Consider the following 15,201-nt stretch of genomic DNA (forward strand, 5'->3'; position numbering starts at 1 on the left):
CTGATCGGGACGAGTGTGCAGATCTCGCCGGGGACGGGTCAGCGGGCGCAGTCGATGCAGGTGCGTGCGGTCGGCCGGGCGGCCAGCCGCTCGGGCGCGATCGGCCGGCCGCAGGACTCGCAGCGCCCGTAGGTCCCGCCCTCGACGGCGGCCACCGCGGCGTCGACGTCGGCCAGCCGCCGCCGCGCCTGGTCGAGGAGCGCGGCCACCTGCTGGCGCTCGAACGCGATCGTCGCGCCCTCCGGGTCGTGCTCGTCGTCGGCGTTGGACGACTGCGAGGCGGCCACGATCTCGTCGAACTGGCGGGTCAGCGCCTCGATCTGGGCGAGCGCGGCCTGCCGTTCGGCGCCGAGCGGGTCACCGCTCACGGCGCAGCAGCCGCATCGACCCGGTGCCCGGCAGCTCGGTGAAGTCCCCCGACTCCAGCACCCGGGTGTAGACGCCGTAGGGCGCCTGCCCGCCGTCGGCGGGGTCGGGGAAGACGTCGTGGATGGCCAGGGTGCCGCCGACCGCCAGCTTGGCGACCCACGCGTCCTGGTCGCGGCGGGCGGACTCCTCGGTGTGCGAGCCGTCGAGGAACAGCAGCGCCAGCGGCGTCGCCCACAGCGGGGCCAGGGTCTCCGAGCGGGCGACGACGGCGACCACGACGTCCTCGGCACCGGCCTGCGCGATGGTCCGGCGGAAGTGCGGGAGGGTGTCGATCCGGCCGACGGCGGGGTCGACCAGCGTCGGGTCGTGGTACTCCCAGCCGGGCTGGTGCTCCTCGGACCCGCGGTGGTGGTCGACGGTCACCACCTGCCGGCCGGTCTCCCGGGCCGCGGCCGCCAGGTACAGCGCGGACTTCCCCATCCAGCTGCCCACCTCGAGCAGCGGGCCGGGGACGCCGACGGCGCGGGCGGCCTCGTAGAGCGCGCGGCCCTCGTCGTCGGGCATGAACCCGGGGGCGGCCTGGGCGGCGGCGAGCAGGTCGGTGGCGGTGGCGGTCACGCCCACAGCCTCGCTCATCGGGCGAACCGGGTGCGCAGGGCGGTCACCCGGCGCTCGGTCGCGGCGCCGGCCTCGGTGTCGGCGGCCTTGGCGAAGAAGGCGCCCGCGGCGGTCGTCACCGGCACCGCCAGCACCAGCGCGATGGCCCCGACGAGGGTGCGGATCACCTCCTCGGCCATGGCCGAGGAGGTCAGCACGACCCAGCCGGGCTGGTCGTAGAGCTCGAACAGCAGCAGCAGGGGCAGCGCGGCACCGGCGTAGGCGAAGACGATCGTGTAGACGGTGGAGGCGATGTGGTCGCGGCCGACGGCCATGCCGCGGGTGTAGAGCTCCTTCCACGTCATCGACGGGTCGACCTCGTGCAGCTGCCAGATCGCCGACGCCTGCGTGATCGTCACGTCGTTGAGCACCCCGAGGCCGGCGACGACGATCCCGGCGAGCACCAGCCCGGAGAAGTCCAGCGTCGGGTCGAAGTTGTTCAGCGTGGTCGTCTCCTCGCTGGTCAGCCCGGTGAGCCGGGCCGTGGCCACGGCGACCGAGCCGAGGACGGCGACCAGCGACAGGCCGAACAGGGTGCCCACGAGGGCGGTCGTCGTCCGCGCGGAGAACCCGTGCGCGAGGTAGAGGACGACGAACATGATGGCCGCCGAGCCGACCAGGCTGACCAGCGCGGGCGAGTCGTAGGTCAGCAGCCCGGGCAGCACGAACTGCAGCAGGACGAAGAAGGCGAAGGCCAGCCCCACCAGCGAGGCCAGGCCCCGCCACCGGGCGACCAGCCCCACCACCAGCGCGAAGGCGACGGCCAGGGTGATGATCGGGGCGTCGCGCTGGTAGTCGTAGAACTGGTAGGACGGCCCGCCCTCGGCTGCCGGGTCGCGGGTGAGGACGAGGGTGTCGCCCTCCTCCACGCCGCTGGCCACGACGTCGGACTGCAGCTCGACCTGCTGGTAGTCGCCCTCGCCCTCGCCGTCGAGGATCTCCACCACCGCGCGGGCGCAGTCGGCGGGCACGCCCTCGGGGTCACCGCAGTCGAAGGTCTCGACGGAGACGACCCTGCCGTCGGGGTAGGTGGTCCCCGGAGGGAGGTAGGTGGCGGCGACCTCCTGGGCGCGGGTCGGCTCGCCGCCCGGCCACAGGACGAACAACCCGATGACGGTGGCCAGGCCGACGGGGACCAGCAGCAGGAGCATCAGCCAGACCGCGCGGCGGCGACGGCCGAGGGCCTCCTCCGTCGGCGGCGGCGCGTCCGGGTCGGGACCGTGGCTGTGAGCGTGAGACGACACCCGGTCAGGCTAGGAGCACGGCGGCCGGGCGGCCGCCAGGACACCGGTCAGGAGTGGTCGGCCGGTCCGGGACGCGGGCCGCCGTCGCCGGTCGCCTCGGCGGTCACGCCGCCACCGGCCTCGACGACGGTGAAGCGGTGCCACAGCCCGGTCAGCTGCAGCGGGCGGGTGACCGGGGACGTCGGCTCGACCAGGACCATCTCGATGCTGCGGGGCGCGGCCAGCTTCTGCAGCTGCACGAGCACCGCCAGCCCGGCGGAGTTCATGAAGCCGACGCCGGCCAGGTGCAGCTCCACCCGGCGCAGGCCCTGCTCGGCCAGGAGCAGGTCGGTGAGCACGCGCACGAGCGGGCGCCGGGCGGCGTCGGTGAGCTCACCGGTGACGGTGAGCCGTGCGGTGTCGCCGTCGACCTCGTGGCTGACGCTGGGCTCGGCAACCGGGGTCTCGCCGGCGGGCGGGGTCTGCGGCACGGTCGTCTCCTCCACGTCGTCCCTCTGCCCCGGGCGGCGCCGGTTCACGCACGACTGCTCGTCCCCTGGGAACGACGAGCGGGAACATTTTCCACCGACGGACGTTTACCTGGGTGCGCCACCGAGGTAATCTCCAGTCGCCACTAGAGGTTCTACCTCGGGCAGCGAACACCGGACCCACCGTCTGAGGAGGTACCAGCCATGATGCTGACCGCTTACGACCCGTTCGCCGCCACGTCCGCCGCCTTCCGCGCGCTGGACCAGCTCACCGGCCGCAGCGGGTCCACCACCGCCCGCCCGCTGTCGGGCATGCCGATGGACGCCTACAAGGTCGGTGACAACTTCGTCGCCCACTTCGACCTCCCCGGCGTCGACCCGGGCTCGATCGACCTCTCCGTCGAGGGCACCACGCTGACCATCAGCGCCGAGCGCTCGGTGCCGCAGCTGGAGAACGCCGAGTGGGTCGCGGCCGAGCGCCCCTACGGCAGCTACACCCGGCAGCTGGTGCTGGGCCGCAGCCTGGACACCGACCGGCTGGAGGCCAGCTACCACGACGGCGTGCTGACCGTGAGCATCCCGGTCGCCGAGAAGGCGCGGGCCCGCAAGATCACGGTGACCCGCGCGGACGCGCCGGCCGCCGTGGAGGCGCGCACCATCGAGGGCGAGCAGCCCGCGGTCGAGAGCTGACCGCGACCGGAACGGCACCACGGGGGCCGGGCCCGCACGGGCCCGGCCCCCTCTTCCTTCCACGAACCGGTACCGACGACGGGAGCACGGCGATGGACGACCACCCGGCCGCCGACCCGCTGCGCCGGCTGGACGACCCGGACTACCCCGCGCTGACGATGAGCCAGGCCGCGGAGCTCCTCGGCGTCCAGGCGGCGTTCCTGCGCAGCCTGGACAGCTCCGGCGTCCTCTCCCCGCACCGGTCGCGCGGCGGCCACCGCCGCTACTCGCGCCAGCAGCTCACCCTCGCCGCGCGGGTCCGCGTCCTCCTCGACGACGGGCACCCGCTCGCCTCCGCAGAGGTCATCGTGGGCCTGCAGGACGAGCTCGCCGCAGCACGGGCCGACCTGGACCGCCTCGAGGGTGGACGACAGGAACCCTAGGGGGGTATGGTTCCTCGTGACGCCGCGGACCCGCGGCTCCGTCAGGAGGGACCACGTGGAGACGACCGAGAGCGGCTGCGCCGGCCACGACCACGCGCACGGCTACATCCACCGCAAGGACGACTACCTCAAGCGGCTGCGCCGCATCGAGGGGCAGGCCCGCGGCCTGCAGCGGATGGTCGAGGACGAGAAGTACTGCATCGACATCCTCACCCAGGTGTCGGCCATGACGAAGGCGCTCCAGGCGGTGTCCCTCGGCCTGCTCGAGGAGCACCTCAGCCACTGCGTCGTCGACGCCGCCAAGGCCGGTGGCCGCGAGGCCGAGGAGAAGGTGCGCGAGGCCACCGAGGCCATCGCCCGTCTCGTCCGCTCCTGACCGCTCCCCCACCCCGAGAGGAACCCCCGTGAGCAGCACCGCCAGCTACACCGTGACCGGCATGACCTGCGGCCACTGCGTCACCGCCGTGACCGAGGAGGTCTCCCAGGTGCCCGGCGTGACCGCCGTCGACGTCGACCTGGCCACCGGCGGCCTGACCGTCACCAGCGAGCAGCCGGTCGACGAGGCCGCCGTGCGCGCCGCCGTCGAGGAGGCCGGGTACGAGGTGAGCGGCCGCTGAGGCCGGAGCCATGAACACACCGACCCGCATCGCCGCGTTCGCACTAGGGCTCACCGCCGTCTTCGGCGCCGCCGCCGGGGTGGGCGCGGCGGTCGGGCCGGTCGGCTCCCCCGCGACGCCGCCCCCGGCCCACGGGGACGGCGCGCACTCCGAGGGGGACCACACCGAGGCGGCCCACACCGGGGCGGCCGGCACCGGCCCCGGCGGGCTCCAGGTGAGCGAGGACGGCTACACGCTGGACCTCTCCTCCCCCTCCGCGCCCGCCGGGCCGGCCACCGAGGTCGCTTTCCGGGTCCTCGGCCCCGACGGCCACCCCGTCACCGGCTACCAGCGCGAGCACGACGTCGACCTGCACCTGGTCGCCGTCCGCCGCGACCTGTCCGGCTACCAGCACGTGCACCCCGAGCTGGGCCCCGACGGCACCTGGCGCGCCCCGCTGGCGCTCGACCCGGGCACCTGGCGGCTGTTCGCCGACTTCACCCCGGCGGCCGACGGCGAGAACCGCACGCTCGGCGTGGACCTCTCGGTCGCCGGCCCCTACGAGCCGCGGGCCCTGCCCGCCCCCTCCGCGGTCGCCGAGGTCGACGGCTTCACCGTGGTGCTCGACGGGGAGCTGGCCCCCGGCCGGGAGTCCCGGCTGACGCTGGCCGTCAGCCGGGACGGCGTTCCGGTCACCGACCTCCAGCCCTACCTGGGCGCCTACGGCCACCTCGTCGCGCTGCGCGAGGGCGACCTGGGCTACCTGCACGTCCACCCGCTGGAGGACGGCCGCCGGCCCGCGCCCGGGCCGCACGTCCGCTTCGCCACCACCGCCCCGTCCGCGGGCACCTACCGGCTGTTCCTCGACTTCCGCCACGGCGGCGTCGTCCGCACCGCCGCGTTCACGGTCACCGTCGAGGGCCACGAGGAGCACGGGTCATGACCGCCACCGGCACCACCACCGACGTCGAGCTGATCATCGGCGGGATGACCTGCGCCTCGTGCGCGGCCCGGGTCGAGAAGAAGCTCAACAAGCTCGACGGCGTCACCGCCACCGTCAACTACGCGACCGAGAAGGCGAAGGTGAGCGTCGCGGGCGACGTCACCACCGACGACCTGATCGCCACCGTCGAGAAGACCGGCTACACCGCGACGCTGCCCGCGCCTCCCCGGCCCGAGACGGTGGAGGAGCCGGACGGGACCGCGCCGCTGCGCACCCGGCTCCTGGTCTCCGCCGCGCTCACCATCCCGGTGGTGGCCATGGCGATGGTCCCCGCGCTGCAGTTCGAGTACTGGCAGTGGCTCTCCCTCACCCTGGCCGCGCCGGTCGTCGTCTGGGGCGGCGCCCCCTTCCACCGTGCCGCCTGGACCAACCTCCGGCACGGCGCGGCGACCATGGACACGCTGGTCTCCCTCGGCACCCTCGCCGCGTTCGGCTGGTCGCTCTACGCCCTGTTCTGGGGCACCGCGGGCGAGCCGGGCATGACGCACCCCTTCGAGCTCACCGTCGCCCGGTCCGACGGCGCCGGGAACATCTACCTGGAGGCCGCCGCCGGCGTCACCACCTTCCTGCTCGCCGGCCGCTACGCCGAGGCGCGCTCCAAGCGCCGGGCCGGCGCGGCACTGCGCGCCCTGCTGGAGCTGGGCGCGAAGGAGGTCTCGGTGCTGCGCGGCGGCACCGAGCGCCGGGTCCCGGTCGACCAGCTCGCCGTCGGCGACCTCTTCGTCGTCCGGCCCGGGGAGAAGGTCGCCGCCGACGGCGAGGTCACCGAGGGCGCCTCCGCCGTGGACGCCTCGATGCTCACCGGCGAGTCGGTGCCGGTGGAGGTCCGGCCGGGCGACGCCGTCACCGGGGGCACCGTCAACGCCGGCGGCCGGCTGGTCGTCCGGGCCACCCGGGTCGGGTCCGACACCCAGCTGGCCCAGATGGCCCGGCTGGTCGAGGACGCGCAGAACGGCAAGGCCGACGTCCAGCGGCTGGCCGACCGCGTCTCCGCCGTCTTCGTCCCGGTGGTGCTGGCCCTCGCCGCGGCCACGCTCGGGTTCTGGGTCGGCGCCGGCGCCGGACTGCCGGCCGCGTTCACCGCCGCGGTCGCCGTCCTGATCATCGCCTGCCCCTGCGCCCTCGGGCTGGCCACGCCGACCGCGCTCATGGTCGGCACCGGCCGCGGCGCGCAGCTGGGCATCCTGATCAAGGGCCCCGAGGTGCTGGAGAGCACCCGCCGGGTGGACACCGTCGTCCTGGACAAGACCGGCACGGTCACCACCGGGCACATGACGCTGCTCGACGTCGTCCCCGCCGAGGGCGAGGACGCGGGCCGGCTGCTGCGGCTGGCCGGCGCGCTGGAGGCCGCGTCGGAGCACCCGATCGCCCGCGCCGTCGCCGCGGCCGCCGCCGAGCGCGGTCCGCTGCCCGCGGTCGAGGGGTTCGCCAACGTCGAGGGCCTGGGCGTGCACGGCGTCGTCGAGGGCGCCGCGGTCGTCGTCGGCCGCCCGCGGCTGCTGGCCGACTGGTCGCTGCCCCTGCCGGAGGCGCTCGGCCGGGCCGCCGACGAGGCGGAGGAGGCCGGGCGGACGGCGATCGCCGTCGGCTGGGACGGCGCCGCCCGCGGCGTCCTGGTCGTCGCGGACGCGGTCAAGGAGACCTCGGCCGCGGCGGTCCGCCAGCTGCGCAACCTGGGCCTCACGCCGGTCCTGCTCACCGGCGACAACGAGCGCGCCGCGCGGTCGGTGGCCGCCCAGGTGGGCATCGACGAGGTGGTCGCCGAGGTGCTCCCGCAGGACAAGGTGGACGTCGTCCGTCGGCTGCAGGACGAGGGCCGCGTCGTCGCCATGGTCGGCGACGGCGTCAACGACGCCCCTGCCCTCGCCCAGGCCGACCTCGGCCTGGCGATGGGCACCGGCACCGACGTCGCCATCCAGGCCAGCGACCTGACCCTGGTGCGCGGCGACCTGCGCGCGGCGGCCGACGCGATCCGGCTCTCCCGCCGGACGCTGGCGGTCATCAAGGGCAACCTGTTCTGGGCGTTCGCCTACAACGTGGCCGCGATCCCGCTGGCCGTGGCCGGGCTGCTCAACCCGATGATCGCCGGGGCCGCCATGGCGTTCAGCTCGGTCTTCGTGGTGACCAACAGCCTGCGGCTGCGCGGTTTCACCCCGCTGGCCGAGAACCGCGAGGCAGCCGAGCACTGACCGAGTCGCCTCACAATCCCGAGGCGTGGACGCCGATCCGAGAAATCGTCACCACAGAGGGGATTCCGCTAACTTCCGATCGCCTTGATGCCTTCGGCGACGGTCGTGGTGATCGCCGTAGCAGGAATCAAACCAGCCCATTCCACGAGGACGCCCCGCGCCCTTTCTCGCCAGCGCTTCTTATCGTTTTCATCGGACGCATGATCGGCCACCGTGTGCATCGCGCCGCCCAGCTCAAACGTGACAGACCGAAGAGTCGCTGCGCCAAAGGTCCGAATCTCGTCAAGACACCGGTCCGCCTCGAAGACAAGCCCGAGCAGGTAGCGCCGCGCACCAGCCTCCAACAGCGGGGGCCCCGCAGCCTCGATCAGCTCCCGAGCCTCGCCGAGCTTGAGCCTCAGCTGCGCCAGCTCGTCCGCCGCCGCCGTTGGTGCCAAGTTGATGCTGTCGATCTGGGCTGCGAGGGCGCGAAGGAGTCGCATGTCCCGACCGTCCAAGAGAGAGACGTCTTGCGTCTGACCCGACTTCCAATGGTACTCGTAGGAGAAGACGGCGGCCGTCCAGTCACCCAGGGTCTCGCGGTAGTGCTCGACAACGTCGCCAGCAGCTTCCATCGCGTCGAGGTCCCGCTCGATCTGAAGCAAGTAGCCCACCGCGAGCCGATGCTGGTGCCAGAATCCACGTTCTCCCGCGGTCTTCTGCCTTGCACTCCTGGCATTTTGGCCAGCTGGGATTTTCCAGGCTTCGAGGAGATCCGCCAGCAAGCCAGCAGCGTTGGTCACAGACCCAGCCTGACAGATGGTGCCGCGGCAGTCTCGACGTCCATCTGAAGGGAAGCCTCAGCGGCGGCCCATACTGCCGCTGGCGGAGAACCGGGACGCGGCCTGTCGCTGACCGGGGCATGCTCGACCCATGGACGACGACGCCGCTCGGCGCGACCTGACCCGCGCCCTCTCCGGTGCGGGCCTCCTGGCCGGCCTCGCCTTGCTGGCCCGGCCGGGCGCGGTCGCCGCCGCGGTCGCGCCGCGCTTCCCGCGCGAGCGGCTGTGGGTGGCCCGGGTGCTCGGAGCACGGCTCGTCGCCCAGCACGCCCTGGTGCTCGCCGCGCCCGAGCCGGCGGTGGTCCGGGCCGCCGCCGCCGTCGACGGGCTGCACGCGGCGAGCATGCTGCCGGTGCTCGCGCTCCCCCGTTACCGGAGGTTCGCACTGGTCACCGGCGGGCTGGCCGCGGCGTACGCACTGCTCGGGCCGGCGATGGCGCCGTCAGAGCGCGGGTAGCAGCAGCAGCGCGGTCGGGATCAGCAGCAGCAGGACGGCGGCGGCCAGGGCGGACCAGCGAGCCGCCGGCGGCAACGGGTCGGCGGGCTCCAGCAGCCGCACGACCCGCGCCCGCACCCCGGCACCGGAGACGGCGAGCGCCCCCGACGGCACTCCCCCGGACCCACCGGCGGCCGCGACGATCGCCTCGGCGAGCGTCCGCCGCGGCGTCGCCCCGGGCAGCGAGGCGAGCGCGACGTCGTCGGCCCGCATCTCGACCAGCTCCCGCACCGACGCGTGGGCGCGCTCGGCCGCGGGCAGCACCGGCAGCGCCGCCTTCCACGCCACGAACGGCAGCAGCAGCAGGTGGTGGTGCTCGGCCAGGTGGGCGCGCTCGTGCGCGACCACCGCGGCCAGCTGGTCCTCGTCGAGCTCGGCGACCATGCCGGAGGAGAGCACCAGCAGCGGCCGGGCGCCGGGGATGCAGAACGCGACCGGCGCCGGGTGGTCGAGCAGCCGCGCGTCGGCCTGCGGGCCGGGCTGCACGACCAGCTCCAGCAGCTCGCGGTGCCGGCGGCGCGTGCGGGCGATCCGCACCCAGGAGAGCACGAGGACGCCGACCAGCTGGAAGGCCAGGACCCCGGCGAGGGTGAGGGCGACCCAGTGGTCACCGCGGACCGGGTCCGTGGCCGGGTGCCCGCGCACGACCGCCCAGGCGGCCTCGGGCAGCGAGTGCCCCCAGGGCGCGAGACCGTGCACCAGGAGCGCGCCGACCATCGACAGCCCGCCGGCCAGGCCCACCGCCTGCCAGCAGACCAGCGCGACCAGCGGGTCCCGCACCGGCCAGCGGGCGCGGGCCAGCAGCGCCGGTACGGGCCACGCGAGCAGCGCGGCCAGGACGGCGAGGGCGACCGCGGTGGCAGGCAGCACCCCGTCAGCCGGTGGGGCCGCCGGCGAGCAGCTCGCGCAGCATGCGGGCCTCGTCGTCGTTCACGCTGCCGACGAAGCGGGCCAGCACGGCCTGCCGGTCGGCTGCCTGGCCGAGCACCTCGTGCATCAGCTCGGCGGCGTGGTCCTCACGGCTGGCGCGGGCGGAGAACCGCCGCGGCCGGGCGTCGTCGTGCCGCACGAAGCCCTTCTGCTCCAGCCGGGTGAGCACGGTGTGCACCGTGGTCAGCGCGACCCCGCGGTCGGCCAGCTGGTCCCGCAGCTCGGTCGCGGCCACCGGGCCCTCGGCGGCCCACAGCCGCTCCATGACGGCCCGCTCCAGCTCCCCCAGCGATGCCATCGGCCCCCCTGTTCCGCGGATCACACGACACTCTTCTACGTGCTGTAGAACTTCTTCTTCTACTGGGCGTAGAAAGAACGCGACGATCGTACGACGGTCGCCTCGTCGAGGAGAAGGAGCCGGCCCGTGGACGTGCTGGACATCGCTCGGTGGCAGTTCGGGATCACCACCGTCTACCACTTCCTGATGGTGCCGCTGACCCTCGGGCTCGGTGTGCTCGTCGCGGTCATGCACACGATGTGGGTGCGGACCGACAAGCCCGAGTGGCTGCGGATGACCCGCTTCTGGGGCCGCATCTTCCTCATCAACTTCGTCCTCGGCGTGGCCACCGGCCTGGTCCAGGAGTTCCAGTTCGGCCTGGCCTGGAGCGAGTACTCGCGCTTCGTCGGCGACGTCTTCGGTTCGCTGCTCGCGCTCGAGGCGCTGCTGGCCTTCTTCCTCGAGTCCACGTTCCTGGGGCTGTGGATCTTCGGCTGGGGCCGGATCCCGAAGAAGGTGCACCTCGCCGCGCTGTGGGCGGCGGTCATCGGCTCCTGGGTCAGCGCGTACTTCATCATCGCCGCCAACTCGTGGATGCAGCACCCGGTGGGCGTCGTCACCGACGACGCGACCGGTCGGCCGCTGCAGGTCGACTTCGTCGCCGTCCTGACCAACAACACGGCACTGGCCGCCTACGCGCACACCCTCGTCGGCGCGCTGATGGTCGCCGGCGCGCTGCTGGTGGGCATCGGGCTGTGGCACCTGCGCAAGCGGAAGCTGGCCGAGCAGAGCACCACCGACCCCGCGCGCCAGAGCGTCGATGACGGGGTCTGGCGGCGGTCGGTGCGCCTCGGCGGCTGGGTGTCGCTGGCCGCGTTCCTGCTCGTCGCGGTCACCGGCGACTGGCAGGCCAAGCTGATGTACCAGCAGCAGCCGCTGAAGATGAGCTCGGCCGAGGCGCTCTGCGAGACCGAGGCACCGGCGTCCTTCTCGATCTTCGCCTTCGCCAAGTTCGGCTCCAACGAGTGCGACGACGTGCACTCGATCACCGTGCCCTACCTGCTCTCCTACCTCGCCAACGGTGACTTCACCAGCGCGGTCCCCGGCGTCAACGAGCTGCAGGAGGAGTACGCCGCCGTCTACGGCGAGACCTACCCCGACGACCCCTCCTTCGGGGACAAGGCCGGGGAGCCGATCGACTACACGCCGCTGCTGGCCGTCACCTACTGGAACTTCCGGCTCATGATCGGCATGGGCGCCGCGTCCGCCGCCGTCGCCGCGTACGCCCTCTGGTCCACCCGGAAGGGCCGGGTGCCCACCTCGCGGATCGGCGTCACCGGGGCGCTGCTGGCCATGGGCGCGCCGTTCGTCGCCAACGCCGCCGGCTGGATCTTCACCGAGATGGGCCGCCAGCCCTTCGTCGTCTACCCGAACCCGGACGTGCCGGTCGAGGACCAGGTGTACTTCTTCACCGCCCAGGCCGTCTCCCCCGGCATCACCGCCGCCGAGGTCTGGACGTCGCTGGTCTCGCTCACCGTCGTCTACGGGGCGCTGGCGGTCGTCGAGCTCTGGCTGGTCACCCGCTTCGTCCGCCGCGGCGTCACCACCGCCGACGGTGCGCCCGTGCCCGGCCACACCCCCGAGGGCGGCCCCGACGACGACACCCCGGGCGGCGCCGACGGCCCAGCGCGCCGCGCCGACGACGACGTCCTCTCGTTCGCCTACTGAGAACGGAACGCTGACATGGACCTGCAGACCGTCTGGTTCGCCGCCGTCGCCGTCCTCTGGATCGGCTTCCTGCTCCTGGAGGGCTTCGACTTCGGCGTCGCCGCCCTGCTGCCCGTGCTCGGCCGCCGCACCGCCGACCGGCACCTGATGCTGCGCAGCATCGGCCCGCTGTGGGACGGCAACGAGGTCTGGCTGATCACCGCGGTCGGTGCGGTGTTCGCCGCCTTCCCCGGCTGGTACGCCAGCTGGCTGCCGGCGCTCTACCTCCCGTTCGTGCTGGTGCTCTTCGGCCTGATCATCCGGGCCGTCGCCTTCGAGTGGCGGCACTCCCACCACACCGAGCAGTGGGACGCCACGTGGACCCGGGTGATCGTCGCCGGCTCGCTGATCGCCTCGCTCGGCATCGGCGCCGCCCTCGGCGCGACCACCCTCGGCCTGCCGATCGACGACGACGGCAACCGCGTGGGCGGCGCGTTCTCCGGGCTCGGCTGGCCGGCGCTGCTCGGCGCCGTCGCGGTGCTGGCGTACTCGACGGTGCACGGCGCGCTGTTCCTCGCGCTCAAGGTCGACGGCGACGTGCGCGAGCGCGCCCGGGCCTTCGCCGTCCGGTGGTCGCCGCTGGCCGCGCTGCCCCTGCTCGCCTGGGCCGGGGTCACGCACCTGCGGTACGGCACGCCGGCCACCGCGGTGCTCTGGCTCGTCGCCGCCCTGGCCGTGGTCGTGGCCTGGGCGCGGATCCGGGTCGGCCGCGAGGGGCAGGCCTTCGCGGCGTGGGGCGCGATGCTGGTCGCCGCCGCCGCGACGATCTTCGGGGCGGCCTACCCCGTCGTCGTCCCGTCCACCATCGACGCCGCCTTCGACCTCACTGTCGCCGACGCGTCGGTCAGCGACTACACCCTCACGGTCATGACCTGGGCCGCGGGCTTCGGCCTCCCCGTGGTCCTCGGCTACCAGGCCTGGACCTACTGGGTGTTCCGCGAGCGCCTGACCGCCGACCCGGTCCACGAGGAGCACGAAGAAGTCCCGGCATGAGGGCCGACATGGCCACTTCGGCCCCTCGGGGGCGGGGGCCGCTGGGCGCGCTCGCCGGCGTCCCCGGGCTGAGCGGTGCGCTCGTCCGCGCCGCGCTCGCCGCCCTGGCGCAGGCAGGCGGCCTGGTCCTCCTCGCCGCAGGCCTGGCGCACGCGGTGGCCCGCGCGGCCGGCATGGCCGAGGGCCCGCCGGCCACCCCGCTCGTCCTGGCCGCCGCCGGTGCCGCCCTGCGCGCCGCCGCCGGCGCCGTCGGGGAGGCGGTCGCCGCCCGGGACGCCCGCCGCGCGGAGGACGTGCTGCGCCGTGCCCTGCTCGACCGGCTGGTGTCCTCCCCGGCCGCGGTGGGCGCGGCGGGTGGCCCCGGCCCGGCCGCGGTGCTGGCCACCACCCGGCTGCACGACCTCGGCCCCGCGCTCGCCGGCTACCTGCCCGCGCTCGCGCAGACCGTCGTCGTCCCGCCGGCGCTGCTCCTCGTGCTGGCATTCACCGACCTGCTCTCCGCGGTCCTGGTCGCGGTGACGCTGCCGCTGGTGCCGCTGTTCATGGTGCTGGTGGGCCGGCACACCCGGACGGCGACGGCGGGCTCCGCGCGGGCCCTGGACCGGATCGCCGCGCACGTCGCCGAGCTGGTGCGGGGGCTGCCGGTGCTGGTCGGGCTGGGCCGCGCCGCCGAGCAGACCGCGGCGCTGGCCGCGCTCGGCGAGGGCCACCGCACCCGCGCCCTGGCCACCCTGCGGGTCGCGTTCCTCTCCGCGCTGGTGCTGGAGCTGGTCGCCACCCTCTCGGTCGCCCTGGTCGCCGTCACCGTCGGCATCCGGCTGGCCGAGGGGCACATGGCGCTTCCCCTCGGCCTGACCGCTCTCCTGCTGGCCCCGGAGGCGTTCGCCCCGCTGCGGGCGCTGGGCTCGGCGCACCACGCCTCGGAGGACGCGGCGCTGGCCGCCGCCGAGGCGCGGGCGGTGCTGTCCGCGCCCGCCCCGGCCCCCGCCGCCCGGCCGGTGCACGACGACCCGCGCGGGGCCGACGTCGCCGTCTCGGGGCTCACGGTCTCCTACCCCGGCCGGGCCGTCGCCGCGCTGCCCCCGACCGACCTGGTCGTCCGCCCGGGCGAGCTCCTGGTGCTGCGCGGCGCGAGCGGGTCGGGCAAGTCGACCCTCCTCGCCGCGCTCGCCGGCCTGACCGGCCCCGAGGCGCGGGTCGGCGGCTCGGTGACCGGGGCGGGCGCCGTCGCGGTCGTCCCGCAGTTCCCCCGCACCACCGGCGCCACCGTCGCCGACGAGCTGCGGCGGCACGCCGCGTCCGACCCCGGCCTCGACGAGGTCGCCGGGGAGGCGTTCGTGATCGAGGCGCTGGCCCGGGTGGGCGCCGAGGAGCTCGCCGGCCGCTCGCCGCACTCCCTCTCCCCCGGCGAGCTGCAGCGGGTGGCCCTGGCGCGGGCGCTGGTTCGCCTCCGCCGAGGCGCGGGCCTCCTGCTGCTCGACGAGCCGACCGCGCACCTGGACGACGCCGCGCGGGACCGGGTCGCCGCCGTGCTGGCCGCGCTCCGCGGGACGGTGACGACGGTGCTGGTCACCCACGACCCCGCGCTCGCGGCCCTGGCCGACCGCACCGTCGACCTGCCGGCCCCCCACCTCCCCGGCCCGCCGCCGCCGGCCGCGCCGGTGCTCGCCGCCGCGGGTCCGCAGGAGCCGCCGCTCACTCCGGCCGACGCCGTGCCCGCGCCGGTGGCGGGCACGATGCGCCGGGCCGTCGCCGCCGGCGCGCTCTCGGCGGGGGCGGGCATCGCCCTGACCGCCGTCTCCGGGTGGCTGATCGTCCGGGCCGCCGAGATGCCACCCGTGCTGACCCTGCTGGTCGCCACCGCCGGCGTGCGCTTCTTCGGGATCGCCCGCGCGGTCCTGCGCTGGCTGGAGCGCCTGGTCGCGCACGACGCCGCGTTCCGGCAGGCCGCGGCGCTGCGGGTGCGGGTGTGGAGCGCGCTGGCCGCGCAGGGGCTGGCCGCCGACCGGACCCCCGGCTCGGCGCTGGCGCGGGTCGTCGGCGACGTCGGGGTCGTGCAGGACCTGACGGTGCGGGTGCGCCCGCCGGTCGCCGTCGCGGCGGTCGTCACCGTGCTCACCGCCGCGGCGCTCGTGCTGGTGGACCCGGCCGCCGGGACCCGCTGACGGCGGTCCCCTCCGCGCTGGACGCGGTGGCGCCGGAGCACCGGGACAGGTGGGCCGTGGTCCTGGCACCCGGCTGGACACCCGCGGACGCGACGGAGTCGAACGGCGCGGTGTG

The 15,201-nt window shown here is 74.9% G+C and carries 17 protein-coding genes; 10 read left to right on the forward strand and 7 right to left on the reverse strand.

Annotation, left to right across the window (positions count from 1 at the left end):
• Positions 1-38: 38 nt before the first annotated feature.
• The 4 genes from E4P43_RS03235 to E4P43_RS03250 are packed head-to-tail and all read right to left on the reverse strand — an operon-like array spanning position 39 to position 2,740.
• Entirely contained in the window at positions 39-368 is a 330-nt protein-coding gene (locus E4P43_RS03235; RefSeq protein ID WP_135143987.1) for a TraR/DksA C4-type zinc finger protein, read from the reverse strand.
• Positions 358-1,005, reverse strand: a complete 648-nt coding sequence (locus tag E4P43_RS03240) for a class I SAM-dependent methyltransferase (RefSeq protein ID WP_135143988.1) — start codon at positions 1,003-1,005, stop codon at positions 358-360. The genes E4P43_RS03235 and E4P43_RS03240 overlap by 11 nt, the downstream gene beginning before the upstream one ends.
• On the reverse strand, positions 1,002-2,270 hold the full coding sequence (locus E4P43_RS03245) for a YibE/F family protein (protein ID WP_135143989.1): 1,269 nt from the start codon (positions 2,268-2,270) through the stop codon (positions 1,002-1,004). The genes E4P43_RS03240 and E4P43_RS03245 overlap by 4 nt, the downstream gene beginning before the upstream one ends.
• A 47-nt stretch (positions 2,271-2,317) precedes the next feature.
• Complete coding sequence (locus E4P43_RS03250) at positions 2,318-2,740, reverse strand: STAS domain-containing protein (RefSeq protein ID WP_245158911.1); 423 nt, start codon at positions 2,738-2,740, stop codon at positions 2,318-2,320.
• A gap of 201 nt (positions 2,741-2,941) precedes the next feature.
• Between E4P43_RS03250 and E4P43_RS03255 the strand changes: the two genes are divergently transcribed.
• The 6 genes from E4P43_RS03255 (at position 2,942) to E4P43_RS03280 (ending at position 7,637) form a co-directional block, all read left to right on the forward strand.
• A complete protein-coding gene (locus E4P43_RS03255) occupies positions 2,942-3,427 on the forward strand; it encodes an Hsp20/alpha crystallin family protein (RefSeq protein WP_135143990.1) in 486 nt (161 codons plus the stop codon).
• 92 nt (positions 3,428-3,519) lie between these two features.
• Positions 3,520-3,849 (forward strand): MerR family transcriptional regulator, encoded by a 330-nt coding sequence (locus tag E4P43_RS03260; protein ID WP_135143991.1) that lies wholly within the window; start codon positions 3,520-3,522, stop codon positions 3,847-3,849.
• A 106-nt stretch (positions 3,850-3,955) separates the two neighbouring features.
• Positions 3,956-4,225, forward strand: a complete 270-nt coding sequence (locus tag E4P43_RS03265) for a metal-sensitive transcriptional regulator (protein WP_209313698.1) — start codon at positions 3,956-3,958, stop codon at positions 4,223-4,225.
• 28 nt (positions 4,226-4,253) lie between these two features.
• Positions 4,254-4,466, forward strand: coding sequence for a heavy-metal-associated domain-containing protein (locus E4P43_RS03270; RefSeq protein ID WP_245158912.1), 213 nt, complete (start codon positions 4,254-4,256; stop codon positions 4,464-4,466).
• 10 nt (positions 4,467-4,476) lie between these two features.
• A complete protein-coding gene (locus E4P43_RS03275) occupies positions 4,477-5,388 on the forward strand; it encodes a hypothetical protein (RefSeq protein WP_135143993.1) in 912 nt (303 codons plus the stop codon).
• On the forward strand, positions 5,385-7,637 hold the full coding sequence (locus tag E4P43_RS03280; protein WP_135143994.1) for a heavy metal translocating P-type ATPase: 2,253 nt from the start codon (positions 5,385-5,387) through the stop codon (positions 7,635-7,637). Before E4P43_RS03275 ends, E4P43_RS03280 begins: the two co-directional genes overlap by 4 nt.
• A 68-nt stretch (positions 7,638-7,705) precedes the next feature.
• Here E4P43_RS03280 and E4P43_RS03285 read toward each other — a convergent pair whose 3' ends face one another.
• Positions 7,706-8,419: a hypothetical protein gene (locus tag E4P43_RS03285; RefSeq protein ID WP_135143995.1), complete on the reverse strand. Its 714-nt coding sequence runs from the start codon at positions 8,417-8,419 to the stop codon at positions 7,706-7,708.
• A gap of 130 nt (positions 8,420-8,549) precedes the next feature.
• On the opposite strand from E4P43_RS03285, the gene E4P43_RS03290 reads away from it, so the two are divergent.
• Positions 8,550-8,915, forward strand: a complete 366-nt coding sequence (locus tag E4P43_RS03290; RefSeq protein WP_135143996.1) for a hypothetical protein — start codon at positions 8,550-8,552, stop codon at positions 8,913-8,915.
• Here E4P43_RS03290 and E4P43_RS03295 read toward each other — a convergent pair.
• On the reverse strand, positions 8,901-9,824 hold the full coding sequence (locus E4P43_RS03295; RefSeq protein WP_135143997.1) for a M56 family metallopeptidase: 924 nt from the start codon (positions 9,822-9,824) through the stop codon (positions 8,901-8,903). The two genes, E4P43_RS03290 and E4P43_RS03295, sit on opposite strands and share 15 nt — an antisense overlap.
• A gap of 4 nt (positions 9,825-9,828) precedes the next feature.
• Positions 9,829-10,182: a BlaI/MecI/CopY family transcriptional regulator gene (locus E4P43_RS03300; protein WP_135143998.1), complete on the reverse strand. Its 354-nt coding sequence runs from the start codon at positions 10,180-10,182 to the stop codon at positions 9,829-9,831.
• A 126-nt stretch (positions 10,183-10,308) separates the two neighbouring features.
• Between E4P43_RS03300 and E4P43_RS03305 the strand changes: the two genes are divergently transcribed.
• The 3 genes from E4P43_RS03305 to E4P43_RS03315 are packed head-to-tail and all read left to right on the forward strand — an operon-like array spanning position 10,309 to position 15,086.
• Positions 10,309-11,889: a cytochrome ubiquinol oxidase subunit I gene (locus E4P43_RS03305; protein WP_135143999.1), complete on the forward strand. Its 1,581-nt coding sequence runs from the start codon at positions 10,309-10,311 to the stop codon at positions 11,887-11,889.
• Positions 11,890-11,904: 15 nt separating this feature from the next.
• The gene (cydB, locus tag E4P43_RS03310) at positions 11,905-12,921 is read left to right on the forward strand and encodes a cytochrome d ubiquinol oxidase subunit II (RefSeq protein ID WP_135144000.1); all 1,017 of its coding nucleotides are present in this window, start codon (positions 11,905-11,907) and stop codon (positions 12,919-12,921) included.
• Between the two features lie 8 nt (positions 12,922-12,929).
• On the forward strand, positions 12,930-15,086 hold the full coding sequence (locus tag E4P43_RS03315) for an ATP-binding cassette domain-containing protein (RefSeq protein ID WP_135144001.1): 2,157 nt from the start codon (positions 12,930-12,932) through the stop codon (positions 15,084-15,086).
• The last annotated feature ends 115 nt before the right edge of the window (positions 15,087-15,201 follow it).

The organism is Blastococcus sp. TF02A-35 (assembly GCF_004571075.1).
Lineage (GTDB): Bacteria > Actinomycetota > Actinomycetes > Mycobacteriales > Geodermatophilaceae > Blastococcus.

Excerpts from the sequence above, each read along its gene's own strand:
- E4P43_RS03315 (WP_135144001.1), top strand. The coding sequence starts at position 12,930 with ATGGCCACTTCGGCCCCTCGGGGGCGGGGGCCGCTGGGCGCGCTCGCC.
- E4P43_RS03290 (WP_135143996.1), top strand. The coding sequence starts at position 8,550 with ATGGACGACGACGCCGCTCGGCGCGACCTGACCCGCGCCCTCTCCGGT.
- E4P43_RS03260 (WP_135143991.1), top strand. The coding sequence starts at position 3,520 with ATGGACGACCACCCGGCCGCCGACCCGCTGCGCCGGCTGGACGACCCG.
- E4P43_RS03255 (WP_135143990.1), top strand. The coding sequence starts at position 2,942 with ATGATGCTGACCGCTTACGACCCGTTCGCCGCCACGTCCGCCGCCTTC.
- E4P43_RS03275 (WP_135143993.1), top strand. The coding sequence starts at position 4,477 with ATGAACACACCGACCCGCATCGCCGCGTTCGCACTAGGGCTCACCGCC.
- E4P43_RS03300 (WP_135143998.1), bottom strand. The coding sequence starts at position 10,182 with ATGGCATCGCTGGGGGAGCTGGAGCGGGCCGTCATGGAGCGGCTGTGG.
- cydB (WP_135144000.1), top strand. The coding sequence starts at position 11,905 with ATGGACCTGCAGACCGTCTGGTTCGCCGCCGTCGCCGTCCTCTGGATC.
- E4P43_RS03280 (WP_135143994.1), top strand. The coding sequence starts at position 5,385 with ATGACCGCCACCGGCACCACCACCGACGTCGAGCTGATCATCGGCGGG.
- E4P43_RS03240 (WP_135143988.1), bottom strand. The coding sequence starts at position 1,005 with ATGAGCGAGGCTGTGGGCGTGACCGCCACCGCCACCGACCTGCTCGCC.